The 22,119-nt window shown below is 56.8% G+C and carries 16 protein-coding genes; 10 read left to right on the top strand and 6 right to left on the bottom strand.

Annotated elements, in window-relative coordinates; all coding sequences use genetic code 11:
* The first annotated feature begins 257 nt into the window (after positions 1–257).
* Positions 258–1,274, top strand: coding sequence for a sensor histidine kinase (locus tag FHT85_RS30920; protein WP_112413090.1), 1,017 nt, complete (start codon positions 258–260; stop codon positions 1,272–1,274).
* A 131-nt stretch (positions 1,275–1,405) separates the two neighbouring features.
* Here the strand turns inward: FHT85_RS30920 and FHT85_RS07095 are convergent, their stop codons facing one another.
* Positions 1,406–2,611 (bottom strand): sensor histidine kinase, encoded by a 1,206-nt coding sequence (locus FHT85_RS07095; protein WP_210293609.1) that lies wholly within the window; start codon positions 2,609–2,611, stop codon positions 1,406–1,408.
* A 505-nt stretch (positions 2,612–3,116) separates the two neighbouring features.
* On the opposite strand from FHT85_RS07095, the gene FHT85_RS07090 reads away from it, so the two are divergent.
* The 8 genes from FHT85_RS07090 to FHT85_RS07060 all read left to right on the top strand — a co-directional run bounded on the left by FHT85_RS07090 (position 3,117) and on the right by FHT85_RS07060 (position 9,159).
* Positions 3,117–3,260, top strand: a complete 144-nt coding sequence (locus FHT85_RS07090; protein WP_162709612.1) for a hypothetical protein — start codon at positions 3,117–3,119, stop codon at positions 3,258–3,260.
* A gap of 115 nt (positions 3,261–3,375) precedes the next feature.
* Complete coding sequence (locus FHT85_RS30440; RefSeq protein WP_112401008.1) at positions 3,376–3,636, top strand: hypothetical protein; 261 nt, start codon at positions 3,376–3,378, stop codon at positions 3,634–3,636.
* Positions 3,605–3,949: a DUF2934 domain-containing protein gene (locus FHT85_RS30970; RefSeq protein ID WP_112410437.1), complete on the top strand. Its 345-nt coding sequence runs from the start codon at positions 3,605–3,607 to the stop codon at positions 3,947–3,949. Before FHT85_RS30440 ends, FHT85_RS30970 begins: the two co-directional genes overlap by 32 nt.
* 819 nt (positions 3,950–4,768) lie before the next feature.
* Positions 4,769–4,918 (top strand): hypothetical protein, encoded by a 150-nt coding sequence (locus tag FHT85_RS07080; protein ID WP_112339658.1) that lies wholly within the window; start codon positions 4,769–4,771, stop codon positions 4,916–4,918.
* A gap of 368 nt (positions 4,919–5,286) precedes the next feature.
* On the top strand, positions 5,287–5,724 hold the full coding sequence (locus FHT85_RS07075) for a PPC domain-containing DNA-binding protein (protein WP_112339657.1): 438 nt from the start codon (positions 5,287–5,289) through the stop codon (positions 5,722–5,724).
* A gap of 88 nt (positions 5,725–5,812) precedes the next feature.
* Positions 5,813–7,906 carry a catalase gene (locus tag FHT85_RS07070; RefSeq protein WP_112339656.1) on the top strand — a complete coding sequence of 698 codons (2,094 nt, stop codon included), beginning with the start codon at positions 5,813–5,815 and terminating at the stop codon, positions 7,904–7,906.
* Between the two features lie 26 nt (positions 7,907–7,932).
* Positions 7,933–8,136, top strand: a complete 204-nt coding sequence (locus tag FHT85_RS07065) for a CsbD family protein (RefSeq protein ID WP_112410458.1) — start codon at positions 7,933–7,935, stop codon at positions 8,134–8,136.
* 756 nt (positions 8,137–8,892) lie between these two features.
* Positions 8,893–9,159: a hypothetical protein gene (locus FHT85_RS07060; protein WP_112339654.1), complete on the top strand. Its 267-nt coding sequence runs from the start codon at positions 8,893–8,895 to the stop codon at positions 9,157–9,159.
* 363 nt (positions 9,160–9,522) lie between these two features.
* Here the strand turns inward: FHT85_RS07060 and glgX are convergent, their stop codons facing one another.
* Positions 9,523–11,592, bottom strand: a complete 2,070-nt coding sequence (gene glgX / locus FHT85_RS07055; protein ID WP_112410457.1) for a glycogen debranching protein GlgX — start codon at positions 11,590–11,592, stop codon at positions 9,523–9,525.
* A gap of 97 nt (positions 11,593–11,689) precedes the next feature.
* A complete protein-coding gene (gene treY / locus FHT85_RS07050) occupies positions 11,690–14,164 on the bottom strand; it encodes a malto-oligosyltrehalose synthase (protein WP_112410435.1) in 2,475 nt (824 codons plus the stop codon).
* A 131-nt stretch (positions 14,165–14,295) separates the two neighbouring features.
* Between treY and treZ the strand changes: the two genes are divergently transcribed.
* A complete protein-coding gene (gene treZ / locus FHT85_RS07045) occupies positions 14,296–16,056 on the top strand; it encodes a malto-oligosyltrehalose trehalohydrolase (protein ID WP_112410434.1) in 1,761 nt (586 codons plus the stop codon).
* A gap of 65 nt (positions 16,057–16,121) precedes the next feature.
* Here treZ and FHT85_RS07040 read toward each other — a convergent pair whose 3' ends face one another.
* The 3 genes from FHT85_RS07040 to treS all read right to left on the bottom strand — a co-directional run bounded on the left by FHT85_RS07040 (position 16,122) and on the right by treS (position 22,119).
* Entirely contained in the window at positions 16,122–16,472 is a 351-nt protein-coding gene (locus FHT85_RS07040; protein WP_112339652.1) for a response regulator, read from the bottom strand.
* A 98-nt stretch (positions 16,473–16,570) separates the two neighbouring features.
* Entirely contained in the window at positions 16,571–18,829 is a 2,259-nt protein-coding gene (glgB, locus tag FHT85_RS07035; RefSeq protein WP_112410433.1) for a 1,4-alpha-glucan branching protein GlgB, read from the bottom strand.
* On the bottom strand, positions 18,826–22,119 hold the full coding sequence (gene treS, locus FHT85_RS07030) for a maltose alpha-D-glucosyltransferase (protein WP_112410432.1): 3,294 nt from the start codon (positions 22,117–22,119) through the stop codon (positions 18,826–18,828). The genes glgB and treS overlap by 4 nt, the downstream gene beginning before the upstream one ends.

The following is a 22,119-nucleotide window of genomic DNA, read 5'->3' as shown; positions in this document are numbered from 1 at the left end:
ATGTTCCCAAAGCCACCCAGCGCGATTGAACTTTCCGGGCGAATAGTCGCCACTTGAGCCGGAGACCCTGCTGATGCCGCTAGAGACATCATTAACTTTGAAACTTCTCGGCTTGGCATCCATTATACAGGGCATAGATTAAATGCGGTTACTCGGATCGATCCGGGCAGCTGAGAGGCAGTCTATTGCGCCTCCAAGAGGCGACACGACGAATTGATTCTCGCAATCTGTGACAGCGTAAGAGACAGGAGAAACAAGTGTCACACGCACGCAATGATGCCCATTCGGCGGCCCTCCCCCTATCGGCTGACGCCTGGCTTGCTGCAATCGTCGAAAGTTCAGAAGATGCCATTATCAGCAAATCCGTCAACGGCATCATCACGAGCTGGAACAAAAGCGCAGAGCGTCTCTTCGGTTTCTCAGCTGCCGAAGCAATCGGACAGCCCATCACCATTATCGTGCCGCCCAATCTTTTGGATGAGGAGGCAACCATAATCGCCTCCATTCGGGCAGGCCGGCGGATTGAGCATTATGAGACGGTGAGGTGTCGCAAAGATGGGACGCTGGTCGATATTTCGCTGACGGTTTCCCCTGTGACGGACAAGGATGGCGAGATCGTCGGCGCTTCCAAGATCGTACGCGACATTTCCGAGCGGAAGCGGTTGATCGAGAGGCAAGATCTTCTACTGCAAGAGATGAGCCACCGGGTGAAGAACCTGTTTGCCGTCATGAATTCGCTTGTCTCGGTGAGCGAACGAACAACAACGAGCGCCCGCGGCCTTGCCGACGACTTGCGCGCGCGCATCCGCGCCCTTTCTGCCGCACACAATCTCGTTTTGGGTCACACCGGCGGAAACTCCCAATCCGGCGATTCCGCGAGCCTTTTTGCCCTCATTCAAGCAATTTTTGCAGCGCACCAGGATCAGAAGGGTGAGCGCATCGCCGTCCAAGGCAATGACATTGCAGTCGGTGCTGTTGCGCTTACATCGATCGCGTTGCTCCTTCATGAGCTGGTCACCAATTCGATCAAATATGGTGCGCTGTCGGCATCCGGTGGCCATATCGACGTCGAAGTTCGAGACCAGGATGGAGTTGAGTTGCATTGGGCCGAGGTCGGCGGGCCCTCAATTGACGCGCCAAGCGGAGCGGTTGGTTTCGGCTCTCGATTGGAGCAACTCGCATTGGACGCTCTCAAGGGCTCGATCACCCGAAATTGGAGATCGGACGGCTTGCGCATCAGTCTGAGGATCCCGCTACAGTCGCTTGGTGGATAATCCCTCCAGCAGACCCGAAATATGCCAGCGAACAAGGCATGCGATCGTGGAGTTAAACCATTTAACTGTACCATCTGGCGACCATTGGAGGCATCGCGCTTCAAATTTTCCGGCTCAATCAGCTTCTGCACCTAACGCCGCGGAAGCTGATCAGGGATTTCAACGAGGATACGCACCCCATCAGGACGCCATTCGCGACGGAGAGATCCCCTTAACGATGCGATTGTCATGCGTTCAAGCTCTGATCCGAAGCCCGCGGCTCCTTCGGGGACCCGTGCGGGAGGTCCATCGACTTCCGTCCACGTTAGCGCGAGTCCATTATTACGAGACACCTCGATTTCGACCCGACCGCCGTTTACCGAAAGAGAGCCATATTTTATCGCGTTCGTTGCGAATTCGTGCAAAAGCAGAGCTAGCGACGTCAGCACGGCATTGTTCACGCTAACGTCCTCTCCGCTAACGACGATGCGGGCGCCATTCTTGTCCTGGTGAGCCGACAAAATCGCGTCAATGAGACCAAAAAGGCTTGTTGAAGCATGCCCATCGGAGCCGCCTTCTGATTCCTTCAGGACAAAGTCCTGGGCAGCGGCCAGCGCTCTGACGCGCGCGCGCAAGTCCTCGGCAAATGATGTGCCCACCATCGGAGCGGACCGTTCACTGACGGAAATCAATGCGCTGACGATGGCGAACAGATTTTTGATGCGATGGTGCATTTCCCGCAGCATCAGCCGCTGTCGCTCCACCATCCGCTTTCGCTCAGAAATATCGCGAGCGATCTTCGACGCGCCGACAATTTCGCCATTCTTATCCCGGACGGGGGAAATCGTCAGCGAAATGTCGAGGAGCGTTCCATCCTTATGCTGCCTTATCGTCTCGAAATGTTCGATCCTCCTGCCATTGCGAATGTGATTGATAATTGTATCTTCTTCATGCAGGCGATCGTCAGGGATGATGATACTGATGTGCCGCCCCACCGCCTCGGCGGCGGAAAATCCGAAAAGTCGCTCGGCGCTTCTGTTCCAGCTGGTAATAATGCCGTTGACGGTCTTACTGACGATCGCATCGTCGGAATTTTCGACGATGGCGGCGAGCCAGGCTTCGGCAGACAGGCCGGAAATCCCAAAATGTTCCGCGATCGGGTTATTGATCAATAAATCCGGGGACACCTTGTTCCGCTCGTAAGCAGTGAAGGACGAACCTGTGGGTTCATTTGCATTTCGGACCATATTCACGCTCCTCCATCGCCAGCAGCCTTGTCTCGAAGGCCACTTGCCGAACGTCGACGAGTTTTGGTCAGAAGCAGGTTGGGGTTTAAACACCGGACAGCGCATAGCCATGAGGCTATGAGGGAGACATGAGGATTGCCAATCCTTCCTCCAGCTGGACCACGAGCATTGCTCTATTGTCTAAAAATGTGTCGCTATGCGATTTTTTCAAGCACAAGCGTCTAGCCGCGCCGTGGAGCACCTCGTCAATTCGCGCATCGGCTTCCTTTAAGGCAAGGAAGAAGCTCGATAATCTTCACGTCGGAAGGTTCGAATTGACAAAGATTGCGAGCACCTAGTGCTATAGAGTGCGGAAGGTGAAGGCCACGGCTCAAAGCATGGCGCATTCGCTCGAACCAATACAAATGAAACGCGTTGTCTCCATCGTCAAACCTGGTGAGCGGAAAGTATCCTTTCTGCCAACAGCTTTGTACAAATCTGTGCATTAGACTCATATCGCCGGGCCGCATGCTGGTACGAGGTCCGGCGATATCGAGGTTGTCGGAGAGGTCGCCTTCAGATTAGGCGAGCCAAAAGACTAAGCCGTTAAATAGACATCCTTGCTGGGATAGGAGGCATGTTGGCACTCCTCGACAACGTCATACGGCAGATATGCGTGCGTTTAGCGCAGCGCTATAAGTCTGCCTTGCTCGATCGCGACGCAAAAGCCATGGTGAACCGCACATTGCGTCTATCTGGTTCCGCGATGTTGGAGCGCTGATACGTAGCCCAATCGCTCGCCCAGGCCGTGCGTGCTCTTTCACAATATTTCGCGCTGTGGGGAACTTTCAGTCTCGCCAGCGATTTTGCTGAGCTACGCGAGGAGATGACGCAATATGGAAACGCAACGGCCTTTGGAGCGGCGCCGACTGGTAAGGGGCAACCCCTATTCGCTGGAGGATTTCCAAAAGAAATATGGTCTCGATGATGCCATGGCCGAAAACCTTTTCCTTCGTTTCGGCCCATCATCGATTGAGCTCGATTTGCTCATGGCTGCGAAACGTCGGTCTCCGTCATTTAGCGAACTGACGAATGACTTTCCGATAAAAACCAGGAGGAACTTCCGTGGCCAATCACGAAGACAAAAACTCGGATAAGCGTCGTGAGCGTGCCTACAGAATCTGGGAGGAAGAGGGACGACCGGAGGGACGGCACCTTGATCATTGGCAACGCGCCGAAGAACAGCACGAGCGAACCGAGCAAGAAACCGACAAGTCAGAGGACCTGAAAAGCAATGGTTCGGGACCGCATGACCGAAAGAGAAAAAAACCACTCGTGCCAAAAGCCCGCGACCCGTTCGTGAATGACCTGTTTCCAGGGTCGTCGGCCCGCAAAGACTACCGGGCTCCATCCGACGACGGAGCAGCGGCCCGAAATCTCGTGAATTCTCTTGCAGGGCGCAGCCAGTAGGCAGTTCCCTGATGGAGACAAGTCTATATCGTAACAATCATTTCCGCCCGTACTGGCCCTTGCGAGACCGACGCTCGCACTCGAATGGTCCGCCTACTCACGCAAATCGACGACGCTAAAGTTCAGGCGGGACATACGAGCGCCAAAGAGACAATCACACCTGTATTCAACTGTTATCAGGAACTTTCTCAAAGGCGCGCGGTTCTATAACCGGAAGGGTTCCCCGCCTTCCTTTCGGTTCTCCTGCCGAAGAGCCGATAGCTGCCGACGAGCAGCTATCGGCGTTCGTGCGCAGCCGAGATGCGGATTGCGACAGTCGATTGGAAATCCTGTGCATTTCCAAGAACCTCCCTGCTCGACATAGCTTGCGCGCCGCTCATCCGCATTGACTGCATGGGCCTGAAGGATCGATCGAGCTCGCACTACGCGATCATCGTCCAGGGGGCGGCGACCAGGGACCCGCCGCGGCGAATTCCCTCGCCATATAAATTCGCCTCCTCCTCCGGCACACCTTCGTCGATCATCGCGCCGACGAGGCCCGAGCAAACGACGCCGTTGCGAAAACCGCCGCACTGAAGGTGATGGGCGCAAGCTTTTTCGTCATCAAGCCCTTCGTTGATATGTATGTGCCAACCATACGAAGGGCCGCATGTTCCCGGAATCTCGCTAGAGTATGAATTTGGAGGACAAATAAGGACAGCAATCCCTTTATCGACATATCCCTGCCATGGCCGAGATGATCCACTAGGCATCAGCCTGATCGCGCCGGGAACCGAAATCACTCCTTGAGGTTATATTCATAGGAAAGGAGACGCTGTCATGATCCGCAAACTGAAGTCAGGCGAATATCGCCTTTACTCGCGCAAGCTCGATCCCAAGACGCACAGGCGTAAAAACCTCGGGACTTTCAAAACCCGTGAGGCGGCAGAAAAGCACGAGCGCGAAGTGCAATATTTCAAGCACCATTAGAAACAAGAACGCTGGGCCGCGCATCGCACCGAGTGTCCGGGCTGACTGCCGCTGTGCTGGAAATGGAGGCCTGGGAGAGGAGGCATGCGCCTTTCCTTCTCAGGTTCTTTCGCTGATCGTTTGCCCTCGCCAACCCTCATCCGACCCTCAGGTTCCCTGCACGACGAAGAGTCCTCACGCCAATGGAACCTGCGAGGCTCCAGGTGGTTCTGAGCCTTCGACGTTCCAAGGATTTCGGATCGCCGAATTCAACAGAGGAAGCAATGCGTCACGCCAAAGGTCGGCAGAGTGGCCCTGCCTAAGCTGCCGTCAACGGCTGGGCAGTCTTGGCAGGCATCGATCACGACAGGCAACATGGAGGCGATGCCATGCATCACAAGAAAATCGATCTTCAAAACGGGCAGAAGACCTATGTCGTGGTTCTCGACGCGAATGAGGAAGCATTCGCGACGCTTGCCGCATTCGCAACCGAACAGGGGTTGACCGCAGCTTCAATCACCGCAATCGGCGCCTTTGAACATGCGACCGTCGGCTGGTTCGATTTCGCCGACTGCAGCTATCGCAAGATTCTCGTTGCCGAACAGTGCGAGGTGCTGAGCCTGATCGGTGATATTGCGACGGGCGACGACGGCAAGGCGAGCCTCCATCTTCATGCCGTCTTGGGTCTCAGGGATGGCTCGACGCGCGGCGGTCATTTCCTTGAAGGTGTCGTGCATCCGACCTTGGAAGCGACCATCATCGAAACGCCGGTAGCGCTGCATCGTCGCCATCGGAAGGATCTCGGCATCGCACTGATCGAGCTTTGAGATCGTCGGATACCAATCTCAAATCAAGCGGAACATTGCCGATCGAAAGAGGTTCGGTCTGCAGTTCCGACGGCAGAAGGAGGACATCATGGCGACAGACACACCCTTCGAAACTTCCCGCGGCGAAGGCGGCGAGACACACCAGCACATCCCCGAGAGTGGCCCTCATGGGGGCGCCGATCATCTGACGACCAACCAGGGCATTCGGGTTTCCGACAATCAGAACAGCCTCAAATCCGGTGTCCGAGGCCCGACCCTGCTAGAAGACTTTGTCCTGCGTGAAAAGATCTTCCATTTCGACCACGAGCGTATTCCCGAAAGGATCGTGCATGCCCGCGGATCGGCTGCGCACGGCTTCTTTGAGCTTTATGAGCCGCTTTCGGACATCACGAGCGCCGATCTTTTTCAGCGCAAAGGCGAGAAAACGCCGGTTTTCGTCCGCTTCTCAACCGTCGCCGGCGGCGCCGGCTCGGTGGACACACCGCGCGATGTTCGCGGCTTCGCGGTAAAGTTCTATACCAAGCAAGGCAATTGGGACCTAGTCGGCAACAACATCCCTGTGTTCTTCATCCAGGACGCGATGAAGTTTCCAGACCTCGTTCATGCCGTTAAAATGGAAGCTGACCGGGGCTATCCGCAGGCCGCCACCGCCCATGACACCTTCTGGGACTGGGCATCGCTGATGCCGGAATCCACACATATGCTGATATGGGCAATGTCGGATCGCGCCATTCCCCGATCGTTCCGCATGATGCAAGGGTTCGGCGTTCACACCTTCCGCCTCGTCAACGATGCGGGCAAATCGACATTCGTGAAGTTTCACTGGAGACCGAAGCTTGGCGTGCAATCGCTGGTCTGGGATGAGGCATTGAAACTACAGGCGGCCGATAACGACTATCATCGCCGCGATCTTTTCGAAGCGATCGCCGCCGGGCACTTTCCGGAATGGGAGTTCGGATTGCAGCTGTTCGACGAGGCCCTTGCAGAGAGCCTTCCCTACGACATCCTCGACCCCACCAAGATCATCCCGGAAGAAGTCCTGCCGCTGAAGATCGTCGGACGCCTCGTCCTCGATCGCAACCCGGACAATTTCTTTGCCGAAACCGAACAGGTGGCGTTCTGCCCGGCCAACATCGTACCGGGTGTCGATTTCACCAACGATCCCCTGCTCCAAGGTCGTCTCTTCAGCTATCTCGACACGCAGAAATCCCGTCTCGGGACGGCCAATTTCCATCAATTGCCAATCAACGCGCCGAAATGTCCCGTCATGAATTTCCAGCGCGACGGGCAAATGCAAATGGAGATTCCGAAGGGCCGCGCCAATTACGAACCGAACAGTTTGAGTGAGAATAGCGAAGCCGGAGGCCCCCGCGAATGTCCTGTAACCGGCTTCCACACCTATGAGCATGCGTCGGCTCCTGGTGAACAAGGCGACAAGCGGCGTGTGCGTGCCGAACTTTTTGCCGACCACTACAGCCAGGCGCGTCTCTTCTGGAAATCCCAGACGCCGTCAGAACAGGCCCACATTGCTTCCGCCTTCGTCTTCGAGCTATCAAAAGTGCAACTGCCGCATGTGCCTCCGCGCATGGTCGGCAATCTCTTGAACGTCGATGCAGGTCTCGCCAATCGCGTTGCCGCCGGGCTGGGTCTTGTTAACCCGACCAGGAACTCGCCGGCGCGCGAACCGATCGAGCTCGATGCGTCCGCCGCTCTTTCCATTCAGAAAAACATGAAAGAAACGCTGGAAGGACGGCAGATCGGCATATTGATCGCTGGCGGAAGCGACGCCAAGACTATCTCCGATCTCATCGGCGCCTTGAACAACGCCAAGGCGAGGCCCTTTATCGTCGCACCCAAGGTCGGGGAGACGAAGCTTTCCGACGGAAATACGATCCGTGCCGACGGACAGCTCCTTGGTTCACCTTCGCAGCTTTTCGACGCGATCGCCGTCATTCTTTCAAACGAGGGAGCAACGTCTTTGATACACGAGGGAGCGGCGGTTCAGTGGGTCATGGATGCATTCGGACACTTGAAAGCCATCGGTCATGACGCAGCCGCCAAGGCGCTGCTCGACAAAGCGGGTATTCAACCCGATGCCGGCGTCGTAGATCTCGGCTCCTTCATAGAGGCCGCTTCCAAGCGATATTGGGATCGCGAGCCCAAAATACGCATGCTCGCCTGAACAGCCGACGACCCATGCCGCCACTCATGGATTGGAATCGCGTCGAAGGCAACTGGAAGCAGTTTAAAGGCAAGGTCAAAGAACAATGGGGTAAGCTTACCGACGACGACCTCGATCAAATCGCCGGAAAGTGGGATCAGCTCGAAGGTAAAATCCGGGAGCGGTACGGATTTGCGAAGGACCGCGCCAAATCTGATGTTGACGATTGGTATGGCCGCCAGACTTGGTAAGGATGTCGGAGGACCGGCTTGGCGTAAATCGGATTGAGGCGTTTAGGCCGAGTTTCGAAATGTCGCGGCCATCTAACTATGCGAACGGATCTGCCCCAACCAGCTGTTCGCATTCGAGGTTGATTGCTTAGCCTCACAGCCCTGCCTCGGAACCACGAGGCAGCTCTATTTGCCGATAGACAACGGCCCATTCACTTCACTACATCGGCTCTTTCTCGGGGACGGACGAGGCCATCACCGCGAAGGCCTTGCTCAGGCGACAATTCGTTCTCATCGAACGCGTGCCGGCGCAAAAGCTTGAAAATCGCTTCGTTTATGTCGCGTCCGTCGAGGAGGCTGGGATCGTCGCACAACACATCGATCGTCCGCCGAGCCACACGTTTTGCGACCATCTCGGACCTGACAAGCTTTCGAGCCCACAGCAATAACGCTTCGCGGAAATTGGGATCATTTGGAATAGATGCGTATTTCCGAAAGGGCATAATGCCGCTTCCTCGGTCTTGCAGGCGGGAGCACGTATAAGCCCTCAGTCGCCACCGCCTACTTATTCGCTTGGCGGCGATACCTCATCTTACGCTTTGAGAAGCCGGAGTCCATCCGTTCCTACGCCAACAAACCGAGCTTTCATGAGCTCTGAGGCCTAAGTCCTTGCTTGGCCGGGACTTTGGTCCGTATCCACGAGCAGCGCTCATGGCATACTAGGCCTAAGGCGCAGGTTAGCGCGCCGCCGCCCTATGTAGATTGGAATGGAAAGACATGAAAAGGATTGTAATCGCAGCACTGGCGCTCGCCGCGACCTTGGCTGCATCGCCGGCATTCTCTCAGGTCTACTTTGAATATGGAGTTGGACCTCGCTACGACTATGATGCGCCGCCACGCTATTATCGCGATCGGCCGGCCTACGCAGATGATGGATACTATGACGCTCCGCGCTATAGGTATCATCGCCGGTGCTGGACGGAGAGGCGCTATGGCTACCGCCATCATCATCGGGTCGTCGTGCGTGAAACCGTTTGCGAATAGTCGGTGCGGGAACGTAATTCTGGTTCCGCATGTCCATTCCTAGATGCGAATGGTGGCATTCACAAAACTGTCACACAATTATAGATTGAGGTGCGCAAGTTACTGAACTCCAGTTCCCTCCACTCGCGCAAATACTGCTACGCAGCCGCCCTGCCTGGCCCCACCCGGCAGGGCAATTTCTTTGAGGTAATCGGAACGTTAGAGCGGTTCATTGCGTATCGAAATCGGAGTGCATTCCCAAATCATCAGAATTGTGATTCATGATGGATGCTGGAATGGAGGCTAGGATCTTTGACGCGACCCTATCCTAGCTTCCACATTCCTAAGACCTGGATGTGCATCGTCTTTTCTCCCACGCTTGTTTCAGGCTGGCCGCAAAAGCGAGAGGCTGCGGGCTTCAAGTTTCAAGAATTTCTTGTCGACCATGCCTCGATCCGGCTCATCTGGATCGGATGTCGACAGTTCCGGCGCCCAGCGTTTGTCATCTGGCAAGGTAAAGTCGACATCTCCATCGCGAGGGTTGAACAGGATCAGAACATCATCCCAGCCCTCTTCGAATGGCTGCTCGCGCAATAGGCGCAAACCGATCGCCGTATTCGCTTCATCGTCCCATTGCTCATCCGTCCGCTCACCACCACCCGGATTGAGCCAGGTGACAATCAGACCATCGCGCCAATTTTCTCGTCTGAGAATGGAATGTGCCTGACGCAAGGCGATCAGGCGTTTGACGAAAGTATAAAGCGCTTCGGCGCTGCCATATCGATCGTCCCAATGCAGCCAGCTAAGTTCGTTGTCCTGACAGTAGCCATTGTTGTTGCCCATCTGGCTTCGGCCGGATTCATCACCCGCCAGCAGCATCGGGGTACCATGCGAAAGAAAGAGGGTCGCGAGAAAATTGCGCTTTTGGCGCTCCCGAACGGTATTGATGGCTTCATCGTCCGTCGGACCTTCAGCGCCGTAATTGTAGCTACGGTTGTCGTTGTGGCCATCATTGTTATCTTCGCCATTCGCCTCATTATGCTTCTCGTTATAGGAGACGAGATCATTGAGCGTGAAGCCATCATGGGCGGCGATGAAATTGACGCTCGCCCATGGGCGGCGGCCGCGAAGATCATAAACATCGCCTGACCCTAAAATGCGGGCGGCAAAATCCCTTGTCATGCCGGGTGTGCCCTTCCAGTAATCCCGTACCGTGTCGCGATATTTGTCATTCCATTCCGCCCAGCCCGGCGGAAATCCCCCCACTTGATAACCGCCCGGGCCGATGTCCCACGGCTCGCCGACAAGTTTGACTTTAGCAAGCACCGGATCCTGGCCGACTGCATCGAAGAAGCCGCTCCGTTGGTCGAACCCCTGGGGTTCACGGCCAAGAATGGTCCCGAGATCGAAACGAAAGCCATCGACCTGCATTTCTTCGACCCAATAGCGTAGCGAGTCCGTCACCATTTGCAGCACGCGCGGATGCGACGTGTTGATCGTGTTACCGGTGCCGGTGTCGTTAATATAGTAACGGGGCTGATCCGGCAGGGTCCGGTAATAGGAGAAATTGTCGATGCCTTTGAATGAAAGGGTCGGACCGAGTTCATTGCCCTCCGCGGTGTGATTGTAGACGACATCGAGGATGACCTCGATACCGGCATCGTGAAAGGCACGCACCATGTCGCGAACGCCTTCGAGGCCTTTCGGCCCGTAATAACGCGTTGCCGGCGCGAAGAAGGCAAGGCTGTTGTAGCCCCAATAGTTGCGCAGACCCTTGTCGAGCAGATGACTGTCATCGGGAAAGAAATGGATGGGAAGGAGCTCGATCGAGGTAATGCCGAGGCTCTTGATGTAATCGACGACTGCTGCGTGCCCAAAGCCGTCAAACGTGCCACGCAACGGCTCCGGAATTGCCGGATGCAGCATCGTCATCCCCTTGACGTGCGCCTCATAGAAAATGGTGTCAGGCCATGCGACAGTCGGCCTTTTATCGGGCGCTTCATTTTTCAGGTCGACGACACGGCATTTTGGCATCTGTCCGGCGCTATCGGTCTCGTCGAAGGAAAGATCCTTTTGCTCGTCGTCCAGAACATAGGCGAACTGGGCTTGCGACCATTCTATGTTGCCTACAAGCTCGCGCGCGTAGGGATCGACAAGCAATTTGTTCGCATTGAAACGATGGCCTTTTGACGGATCGAACGGGCCATGCACGCGGTAACCATATAAGGCGCCAGGCTTCAATCCAGGAACATAGCCATGCCAGATCTCATGGGTATATTCCGGCAGAGCGATCCGTTCGATCTCCTGCTTTCCGCTTTCGTCGAAAAGGCAAAGCTCCGCCTTTTCCGCATAGGCGCTGAAAAGCGCAAAATTGACACCCTTCCCGTCATAATCTGCTCCCAGGCGCGTGTAATCGCCAGGCTCAATCGCATGCCTCCCGCCGCCTTGCGTCATGGAATCCTCGTGATTGTTGCTGCGCAGCATAAACACCAATTGAAGTGCTTTGTTCCGGCCTTGCGGTTGGAGTACGCATGAATCGATGCCGGGATCGTCACCTATCTCCCACGAAAAGAGCGACAGGATGATCGGCAAACAGCTGCGCTGCGAGAAGGTTGTCGGCTGAGACCGGCCGATCCGTGAGGAGATCATAGAGCGGCCCCTTGAACTCTCGCGGCATCACGACGGCGGTATCCTTCCAGAAATCCGATGAAGGCATGCGGACCAGACGCGGCACGATGGTAACCGCTATTTCCCGCTCGTGAACGCGCGCGAAGGCCACGAGATTGGTCGCTCGTGGCCCGCTGGTTTCCAGGGGCACATATTTGCCCTCAAGAAAAAGAAGAGGGTGCTGATTGCGATAACGCAGCACCTTGCGAAGGATGTGCCGTTTCAAGGACGCGGCATCCGACGCGAGAGAGTGGGCTACTCGCGTGTCGGCCCACAGATGGTCGACCGGTCTTCGATTGTCCGGATCGACCAGGCTGAAATCCAGACTCTCGGTACCCTGATAGATATCGGGAATGCCTGGAGCCGTGAGCTTGATCAGCAACTGCGACAGGCTGTTGCGAAAGCCAAACTCCATGAAAGGGCGCAGCGTTCGGTCAAAGTCGCGGATGAACTCCCGATTGTCCTTCGAAAACAAGGCGGCAGCAAAGGCCTGAACCGCATGCTCGTAGGTAGGATTTTCATTCATCCAATCCGTCCGGAGCTTGGCCTCTCGGATCGCTTTCAAGACATAGGCGCAAAACCGCTCCTGCTGCACATTCCAATCGGCTCCTTCGATATCCTGCGGCCAGATGCCTGCAAGCGCCTGGTAAAGCATCCATTCGATATTGGGCTCAGGCGCAGTTCCATCGGCAAGGCTGGAACGAAAAGGAGAATTCATGTTGCGCCACCGCTCGGCACCGGCGATCCACGCATCAGGATCCTGCGTCAGGCTGTAGAGGCGGGCGCGGGCGTCTTCTCCCCGCTTGGTATCATGCGTCGATGTCCCGGAAAGGCCGCGAGGTTGCCACCGAAATCGATCAGTCATGAATTGGTGAAAGGCCGCTAGCGAGCCCGGCGGCACATGGGGCTCGCCTCCGACCTCATTCAATGCGATGAGGCGGTTGTACCGATAAAACAGCGTGTCCTCGACCGCCTTTGCCATGATCGGACCGCTGAGCTGCTGGAATCTGGCCCGAAACTCCAGAGCTTCGGCTGCAGAAACCTCCCCTTTCAAAAGACGGCCGAGCGCATCGAGGACATCAATGGCCGGTAATCGGCTTCGTGCATTCTCGCAGGCACTCTCGATGACCGCCGCTCCATCAGACCATGCAGCGCCCCGATAGCCGTAGGTACGATAAACCGGGAAGGCAACCAGCAGCTCGCGAAGTGCCAACGATATTTCTCCCGCGTCGAAATCGGGAAAAATCAAACATGCCAGCCTCGTCAGGCGCCTCATCTCGCCGGCAAAATTGCGCTCGACCATCAGCAGCTTCGCCTTGCGCAAACCTGCGGCAAAGTCGGCATCTTCCGCGCTGACGGACCTGTAAGCGGCGTCCAGCTTGCGTAATCCCTCCTCGTTCACGAAGAGATCGGCCATGGCGGCAATGAACTCGTAGCCGGTCGTTCCTGATACCGGCCAATCCGCCGGCAGCGTCTCGCTGCGGGCAAGGATTTTTTCGACTACGATGAAAGTGTCCGGGCCGATGGCCTGCCGCAAATGCTCCAGATAGCTCTTGGGATCGGCCAGTCCGTCGATATGGTCGATGCGTAATCCTTGGACCTGTCCGGCGCGAACCATTTCGACGATCAGCCGATGCGTGTCGTTGAAGACCCGCGCGTCCTCCACTCGCATCCCGACCAGGCCTGCCACCTCGAAGAAACGCCTGTAGCTGAGATTTTCGGCGGCGTCTTTCCAATGGAGCAATTGCCAATGCTGTTCCGCGAGAAGTTCTCTCATCGCGGCCGCATCGTTCGAAAATGCGCGCAACCGCTCCGCATCCGTTCCTATGTCCGCCGTCAGCCGCTTGGCACTTTCGATCGAGAGCGGAAGCAGATCGTCGAAATAGACCAAATAGATGCTCCCATTCGCACGCTCGTAGCGAAGATCAAAATCGGCTGCGGCCAGACTTTCTTCGAACGACCGCCCGAGCAGCGGCAAGGTGAGCTTGCGGCGCCAGTCAATATCGAAATGACTGGCATAGGCACTGCTCGATCCACGCTGCAACACGTCATGCCACCACGGGTTTTCGACGGAGGCGGCCATATGGTTGGGCACAATGTCGAGGATCAGGCCCAGCTTCGCATGTTGCAAGGCCGTGCAGAAAGCATCGAAACCCGCGCGGCCGCCAAGCACCGGGTCGATCTCGTTCGCATCCGTGACATCATATCCATGCGTCGATCCCTTCTTGGCTGCAAAGATCGGCGAGGCATAGACATGGCTGATGCCGAGATCCTTCAGATAGGGAACCAACTCCGTTGCTCTGTCGAAGGTGACATCTCCGCGAAACTGCAGGCGATAGGTAGAGGTTAAGACAGTCATAGCTTCCTCGCTGCGTCGGGCCGCCTTAACGAACGGGACTGAAAGAGATCTGTTCCCACCTCAGGAACCGTTCCCAGCAAGATGCGTTGGAATGCAGGAAAATTTCAGCGTCATCGACGAACGGGGATGTCATGCAGCACAACTTCGCATTTGGACCGCAACTCAACGAGAATGCCGTCCTGTTCCGCCTGTGGGCGCCCTTGGCGAAGCGCGTGCTCATCCGCATCGAGCAGCGTGGGGAATGGACCATGCGGCGGAGGCAGGACGGGTGGCATATCGTCGAAGTCAAGGATGCGCGGATCGGCGATCGCTATAAATTCGTGCTGGGCGACGGGTTTGCCGTGCCGGATCCTGCCTCGCGCTTTCAACCCGAAGACGTCCACGGCCCGAGCGAGCTAATCGATCCATTGTTCGAATGGCAAACGCAGGGATGGAAGGGACGCCGCTGGGAAGAAATCGTCATCTACGAACTGCATGTCGGCGCCTTCACCGAAGCTGGCACGTTTCTAGCGGCCATCGAAAAGCTCGACCATTTGCAGCGCCTTGGAATAACGGCCATTCAACTCATGCCGCTTTCGGATTTTCGCGGTCGATATGGGTGGGGTTACGACGGTGTTTTACCCTATGCGCCGGATAGCAGCTATGGTCGCCCCGAACATCTCAGAATGCTCGTCGATGCAGCCCACGAGCGCGGCATCTGCGTCTTTCTCGATGTGGTCTATAATCATTTCGGACCGGATGGGAACTATCTGCCACGCTACGCGCCGATCTTTGGCGACCGGCACGAAAGCGTCTGGGGCAAGGGGCTGAATTACGATGGCGACGGCAGCCGTTTCGTCCGCGATTTCGTCATCGAAAACGCAATCTATTGGCTGAACGAGTTTCGGATGGATGGTTTGCGGCTCGATGCCGTTCACGCGATGAAGGACGATAGCGATCCGCATATCCTTCTCGAACTTGCCGAGCGCGTCAGGAGCGCATTTCCCCAACGCCAAATCCATCTGATCGTCGAGAACGAGGATAATGACTCGGCTCTCCTCGCTCGCGCCGAAGACGGCAAGCCGCGCCATTTTACGGCACAATGGAATGATGACATCCACCACGCTCTTCATGTGGCGGCCACGGGCGAGACCTTCGGCTACTATCAAGATTATGTCGATTGGGGACCACCTTTGAGCCGTGCGCTTGCCGAAGGCTTCGCGTTTCAAGGAGAGCGCATGGAGTATCGAGGCCGGCCAAGGGGATCGCCGAGCGCTGGCTTGCCGCCATCGGCCTTTATCTCCTTCATCCAGAACCATGACCAGATTGGCAATCGGGCATGCGGCGATCGCATGATTTCCTCCCACCCGATCGAGGCGATAAAGGCCATTGCAGCCATCTATCTTCTCTCGCCGCAGATCCCCATGCTGTTCATGGGTGAGGAATGGGGCGCTGCCGATCCCTTTCCCTTCTTTTGCGACTTCGATGAGGAGCTCAACGCCAAGGTAAGACTTGGCCGCAAGGAGGAACTGAAGCGCCTGCCCGGCTTCGAAGCAGAGGATGCCTCCGACCCGACGGCCGAAGCCACCTTCCGCAGCGCCAAATTACGTTGGGACAAAATGAATGAGAATCCGACAATTGGCGACTATTACGAGCAGTTGTTAAAGCTCAGACATCAGGTGATCGTGCCGCTCCTTGGCGACGCACGTAGTTGTGTGGCAACCTACGATCCAGACGCCTCGCCCCTTCGAGTGCGCTGGCCAATGGGGTCCTCAAACCTTCATCTGACAGCCAATCTGTCGAACACGCCTGTTGTTTTGAAAAGCCCCATTGAGGGGCAGATATTTTTTTCGTCGGACGGCATGGCAAACAACGCGATCGGATCGTGGAGCATTGTTTGGAGCCTGTCATAAGCCACATTGTGAAGCTGAATGACGAGCTTGCGCCGCTCTTCGAAAGACTTCCAACCCCGCCAGGCTTAACCTTGTAGGCGCTGTGCCTTTTCCAAGGCATCGATAATCATTTTGTCGGTAAATGGTTTGTCGATTACTCCGACTGCTCCTTCGAGGCCGTATCCAACCCGCTCTGGGCTGCCGGTCACAAAGATCACTTTTATCCTGAACCGATCCGTCAATCGGCGAGCGAGCCCCGCTCCGCTATGGCCGTCGGCCAAGCCGAGATCCACGAAAGCCACCTGTGCCTTGGACGCATAGGCGAGCGCCTGCTCTGCCGTCATGAAGGAGCCAACGACTTCATGACCGGCTTCGGTAGCGATACGCTCCAATTCGAGTGCCACCAAGGGCTCATCCTCGACAATCATAATCTTCATCACAACCTCCTCATGCAATAAGAGATAGATCGAATTGAAAGAAAGACGATGTTCGCTACCGGACGGTTCTGTCGAATGCGCAGCCACGATAGTATCGTCTACTTCCAAGACGGCAGGCCTTCAGGGTCACTCACCTCCGTCATCGCTTCTCCATCCTCAAAGAGAAACATCGCCGTTGAAAGAGGGGCAAGATCGAGGAGAAGAGACTGGCGGCGCTCATGCGCAGAAAGATCGTCGGTAAGACGATCGCCAGAGCCCAAGCCTGCTCCGCCGTAAACAGAGTCATCGGTATCGAGTATCCGCCGCCAGAGGCCGGGAAAAGGGACGCCTACCCTATATCCGCCTCGGAAAATCGGAGTGAAATTCGAGATGACCAGAATGGCCAACCGTCGCCCCGCATCGAAGCGCAGCATTCCGAAAACCGACTGTTCGGCATCATCGGCAACCGCCCATTCAAAGCCGTCGGGCACCGTATCGCCATGCTGTAGGCAGGGAAAATGCCTGTAGATCCGGTTGAGATCGCGCACCAGCCGTTGCAGGCCGGCATGAGACGGTTCATCCAAGAGATCCCATTCCACGGAACTGTCGTGGCTCCATTCCGACCACTGACCGATCTCATCGCCCATAAAGAGAAGCTTCTTACCCGGGTGCCCCCACATGAAGCCGAAAAGAGCGCGGAGATTGGCCATCCTCTGCGAGGGATTGCCGGGCATCTTGGCGAGCGTGGAACCCTTTCCATGCACGACTTCGTCATGCGAAAACGGCAGGATGAAGCGCTCGCTATAGGCATAGATCATGCCGAAGGTCATCGAGCCATGATGATACTTTCGATAGACCGGATCGTCGGACATGTAATGGAGCGTGTCATGCATCCATCCCATATTCCACTTCATGTCGAAGCCGAGCCCGCCTTCCGCAGCGGGTTTTGTGATGCTTGGAAAAGCGGTCGATTCCTCGGCGATCATCAGCGCATACGGAAAGCGGTCGTGAACGATGCTGTTCAGATGCTTGAAGAATTCGATGGCTTCCAGATTTTCGCGCCCGCCGTAGCGGTTCGGGATCCACTCTCCTTCCGGGCGGCTATAGTCGCGATAGAGCATGGAGGCGACGGCATCGACGCGCAGTCCGTCCACATGATAGCGGTCAAGCCATTCGAGCGCGCTCGCAATCAGAAAGCCCTTGACCTCGTTGCGGCCAAGATTATAGATCAGCGTGTTCCAGTCGCGATGGAAACCCTCCCGCGGATCCTCATGCTCATAAAGCGCAGTGCCGTCAAAACGCGCCAATCCCCACACATCCGTTGGAAAATGCGCCGGCACCCAATCCAGAATGACACCGAGCCTCCCCTGGTGGCAGCGATCGACGAAATATGCGAAATCTTCAGGCGTGCCGTGGCGCCCGGTCGGCGCAAACAGACCAAGTGGCTGATAGCCCCACGATCCCCCAAAAGGATGCTCCATGATTGGCAGCAGTTCGATATGGGTGAAACCCATTTCGCTGACATAGGGAATGAGCCGCTGCGAGAGTTCGATCCAATCCAGCGCGCGGCCGCCATCTTCCATGTCGCGCAGCCAGGAGCCGGCATGAACCTCGTAAATCGAAAGCGCCTTGGCGAAATGATCGGCGTTTCGGCAATTGTCCATCCAGGTATGATCGTTCCAGCGGAAAGGTTCGGACGACGCCACTACTGACGCCGTCGATGGCGCCGGCTCCGCTGCCCGGGCGACCGGATCGGCCTTCTGCGGAAGCAGGTTGCCGACCCGGTCGACAATCTCGAACTTATAGCGTTCGCCGACCGTGATATGCGGAAGGAATATCTCCCAGACACCTGCCTGTGGCCGGAGCCTCATCGGATGGCGGCGTCCGTCCCAGGCGTTGAAGTCGCCGACCACGGACACCCTGCTTGCATTCGGCGCCCACACCGCAAAGCGCACGCCCGTGACATCGTCAATCGTCATGGGGTTGGCGCCGAGAGCCTTGCTCAGGTTGTAATGTGTCCCTTGCGAGATCAGGTGGAGATCAAGATCGCCGAGCAACGGCGCAAAGCTGTAGGGATCGGCCGTCACCTGAACTGCATCGGGCCATTGAATTCTCAGATAATAGGCGTTGCGTTCGGCAAGTGTGGCGCCGAACAGGCCGGCGGGATGGATAAGATCGGCCGACGCCAGAGCGCGATCACTGTCTCGATCGAGGATTTCGACGCGCAAAGCCCCCGGCAGATAGGCTCTGACGCTGTAGCGGCCGTCCACACCTTGGTGCATGCCGAGAATGGAAAAGGGATCCCCATGCCGCCCCTCCACCAAGGCCTGCATGGAACCCGCATCCATTCCGCTGCGAATGTCGGCAACATCGCTCATGAGCGGCTCTCCGAAAGGCGAGCTATGATGGCGGCAAGTCCGTTTAGCGGGATCGGAAGCCACTTCGGACGGTTTCGTGCCTCGTAGGCGATCTCATAGGCCGCCTTTTCCAGAAGAAAGATATCGATGATCCGCCGAACTTCCGCAGACTCCTTGGGCAAATCGGGCGAAACCGCCAGTGCCTCGATATAGGACGTTAGAAAAATGCGTTCCGCATTTTCCGCGAAGCGCCGGATCACCTCGCGGCGGCGGGCATCGTGATGATCAGAAATGGCATCGTTTTCGAGCATGGCGGTAGCTGAGAGATAGTCGAGCGACCGCAGCAGGCCGGCAGCGTCGCGCAACGGGCTCGTTTTGGCGCGGCGTTCGGCAAGATTGCGCGCCGGCTCGCCTTCGAAATCGATGATAACGGCATCGCCTTCCGTGACTAGGATCTGGCCAAGATGGAAATCGCCATGGGCACGCGTCAACAACGTGCCTTTCGCTTCGCCCGCCACCGCGCTGGCAAGCGCGATGATCCTGTCGCGTTCGGCAAGCAGCAAGGACATGCGCCCCGCGATCTCAGGCTCGACATTATCTTCAAGGTCGGTCAGCTTGGAAAAGGCATAGGTAATTTCGCCTGTTACGGTTTCGCGAATGGCGGCGACATCGCGTGCATCCGCGCGACGTGGCGCGAAGGCTTCGTTGTCGGTCGGCTGAGCCAGCAAGACGTGCAGTTCTCCGAGGCGTTCGCCGACCATGGAAATAAAATGCAGAAGCGGACGCAGCTGTTCGTCGGCCGCCTCGATTGGAGATTCGGTGATAACGACCTCGTCAGCAGCGCGGCGCAGGTTCGACAGCATCCAATTCCAAGCATCGCCCTGATTGCGGATCGCTCCTTGCACGATGATCAGCGTCGAACGGCGACCTTCGCCGTCGGTTCGGGCGACCTCGCCCAGGAGAGGGGCGGTATGCTCATAACCATGCTCCGTCAAATAGCGCGTCATCTCGACTTCCGGATGAACTCCGACGAAGACATGACGGATTAGCTTGATCATCGCCAAGTCTCCGACGAGCAAGGAGCTGTTGGATTGTTCAGCCGAAAGCCAGCGGATCGGCATATCCTCGGTCAACGCCAGGCAATCGAGCCGATCGGTGCCGATGAATTCGATCATGCCGGTGCGCCCGCTGACCGTCGAGCGATCGCACAGGCCTTGAAGGATGCCGCGCGCCATCATCTCTACGGCAAATCCGTCAGTCAGGAATCCAACCCGCCTGCCCTGGCGGATGCGGGCGAGGGAAAGCTGCTGGGCGAGCACGTTGGGCGCCGTATCATCCCACTCGGCTGCAAGCGGCAATTGATAGCTCTCCACATGATCCGACAGCACAACCTCGATCTCGCCGAGGACGATACCGTCGGCAAAGGGTATCGGTGTAGCGGAAACGAGTCTCGCTTCCTGCAGGACCTGGTCCTTGGCGCCGAACCAGCGGCGCTTCGAAAGGTAGGCCGGCAGGATATCCCTACTCAGCACCGCAGTATGATGCGGTAGTTCGGCAAGCTCCGTCAGGCTGCGCCTGATAACGATGGTCAACAGATCGACGAGTTGCTCCGGCGGAGCCGTGCGCCAGGTTGGTCCGTCGGCCTCGACATTGAGCTGGAACCAGAAGAAACCATAGGGAGGCAGCGTGAGCAGGTAAGTGAGCTGCCCAATCGGCGGGAACGGCGACATGCCGGTCAACTCCACAGGAACCCGCCCTTCGAACTGCTGCAGATCGAGTTCTACCGCCTGGGGAACGCGCGACAGGTTTGCAACGCATAAGATGACTTCGTCATCATATTCCCGCAAATAGGCGAGAATCCGCCGGTTGGCCGGTGTGAGAAAACGCAACGATCCTCGGCCGAAGGCACTATGGCGACCGCGCAACGCCAGCATTCGCCGTGTCCAATTCAACAGCGAATGGGCATCCGACACCTGTGCCTCGACGTTCAACGCCTCATAGCCGTAGAGGGGATCGGCAACCGGTGGCAATACGAGGCGCGCCGGATCTACGCGCGAAAAGCCGCCATTGCGATCGGGGGACCATTGCATCGGGGTGCGTACCCCGTCCCGGTCGCCGAGATAAATATTGTCTCCCATGCCGATCTCGTCACCGTAATAGACGATCGGTGTTCCTGGCATGGACAGCAGCAACGCATTCATGAGCTCGATACGGCGGCGGTCGCGTTCCATCAATGGTGCCAACCTGCGGCGGATGCCAAGGTTGATGCGGGCGCGCTTATCGGAGGCATAGGTCTCCCACAGATAATCGCGTTCAGCGTCGGTGACCATTTCCAGCGTCAATTCGTCGTGATTTCTGAGGAAGATCGCCCATTGGCAGATTTCGGGGATATCAGGCGTTTGACGTATAATGTCAGTGATCGGGAAGCGGTCCTCCTTGGCAATCGCCATGTACATGCGCGGCATCAGCGGAAAATGGAACGCCATATGGCATTCGTCGCCGTCGCCAAAATATTCGCGCGTGTCCTCTGGCCACTGGTTTGCCTCGGCAAGGAGCAGCACGCCGGAATGTGTCGCATCAAGCGCCGCACGGATCTGTTTGAGGATCAGATGGGTTTCCGGCAGATTTTCATTGTTGGTGCCCTCGCGCTCGACAAGATAGGGGATCGCATCGAGCCGGAAGCCATCGATCCCGGTCTCAAGCCAGAAGCGCATGACATCGATAATCTCCTTCATCACCAGCGGATTATCGAAATTGAGATCTGGCTGGTGCGAATAGAAGCGATGCCAGTAATAGGCGCCCGCCACGGGATCGAATGTCCAGTTCGATTTTTCCGTATCGAGAAAAATGATGCGGGTCTCGGGAAATTTCAGATCGGTATCCGACCAGACGTAGAAGTCTCGCTCAGGGCTGCCGGCAGGCGATTGCCGCGCGCGCTGGAACCAGGGATGCTGGTCCGACGTGTGATTGATGACAAGCTCGATAATGACGCGGATATTGCGTTCATGCGCCGCCGCCACGAACTTCCGGAAATCCTCGAGCGTCCCGTAGTCCGGGCTGACGTTACGATAGTCGGCGATGTCATAGCCGTCATCGCGCCGGGGTGAGGGAAAGAACGGCAGGAGCCAAATGGCATTCACGCCAAGCGCAGCTATATAATCGAGCTTCTGGTAGAGGCCTTCGAAGTCGCCGATGCCATCGCCATTGGCATCGTAGAAGGACTTGATGTGCAGCTGATAGATGATCGCATCCTTATACCATAGCGGATCGTCGGCCAGTTTATCGCTCTCGGCCATGTGAACAGTGTCCAT

This window comes from Rhizobium sp. BK312 (genome assembly GCF_014193605.1).
Classification (GTDB): Bacteria; Pseudomonadota; Alphaproteobacteria; order Rhizobiales; family Rhizobiaceae; genus Rhizobium.
The sequence above is the reverse complement of the archived record's forward strand: the minus strand, read 5'-3'. Positions and strand labels throughout refer to the sequence as shown.

Bases quoted from the DNA above. Each gene is read 5' to 3' on its own strand.
- FHT85_RS07095 (WP_210293609.1), bottom strand. From the start codon at position 2,611: ATGGCTATGCGCTGTCCGGTGTTTAAACCCCAACCTGCTTCTGACCAA.
- FHT85_RS07090 (WP_162709612.1), top strand. From the start codon at position 3,117: ATGTTGGCACTCCTCGACAACGTCATACGGCAGATATGCGTGCGTTTA.
- FHT85_RS30440 (WP_112401008.1), top strand. From the start codon at position 3,376: ATGGAAACGCAACGGCCTTTGGAGCGGCGCCGACTGGTAAGGGGCAAC.
- FHT85_RS07080 (WP_112339658.1), top strand. From the start codon at position 4,769: ATGATCCGCAAACTGAAGTCAGGCGAATATCGCCTTTACTCGCGCAAG.
- FHT85_RS07075 (WP_112339657.1), top strand. From the start codon at position 5,287: ATGCATCACAAGAAAATCGATCTTCAAAACGGGCAGAAGACCTATGTC.
- FHT85_RS07070 (WP_112339656.1), top strand. From the start codon at position 5,813: ATGGCGACAGACACACCCTTCGAAACTTCCCGCGGCGAAGGCGGCGAG.
- FHT85_RS07065 (WP_112410458.1), top strand. From the start codon at position 7,933: ATGGATTGGAATCGCGTCGAAGGCAACTGGAAGCAGTTTAAAGGCAAG.
- FHT85_RS07060 (WP_112339654.1), top strand. From the start codon at position 8,893: ATGAAAAGGATTGTAATCGCAGCACTGGCGCTCGCCGCGACCTTGGCT.
- glgX (WP_112410457.1), bottom strand. From the start codon at position 11,592: ATGACGCAAGGCGGCGGGAGGCATGCGATTGAGCCTGGCGATTACACG.
- treY (WP_112410435.1), bottom strand. From the start codon at position 14,164: ATGACTGTCTTAACCTCTACCTATCGCCTGCAGTTTCGCGGAGATGTC.
- treZ (WP_112410434.1), top strand. From the start codon at position 14,296: ATGCAGCACAACTTCGCATTTGGACCGCAACTCAACGAGAATGCCGTC.
- FHT85_RS07040 (WP_112339652.1), bottom strand. From the start codon at position 16,472: ATGAAGATTATGATTGTCGAGGATGAGCCCTTGGTGGCACTCGAATTG.
- glgB (WP_112410433.1), bottom strand. From the start codon at position 18,829: ATGAGCGATGTTGCCGACATTCGCAGCGGAATGGATGCGGGTTCCATG.
- treS (WP_112410432.1), bottom strand. From the start codon at position 22,119: ATGGACACTGTTCACATGGCCGAGAGCGATAAACTGGCCGACGATCCG.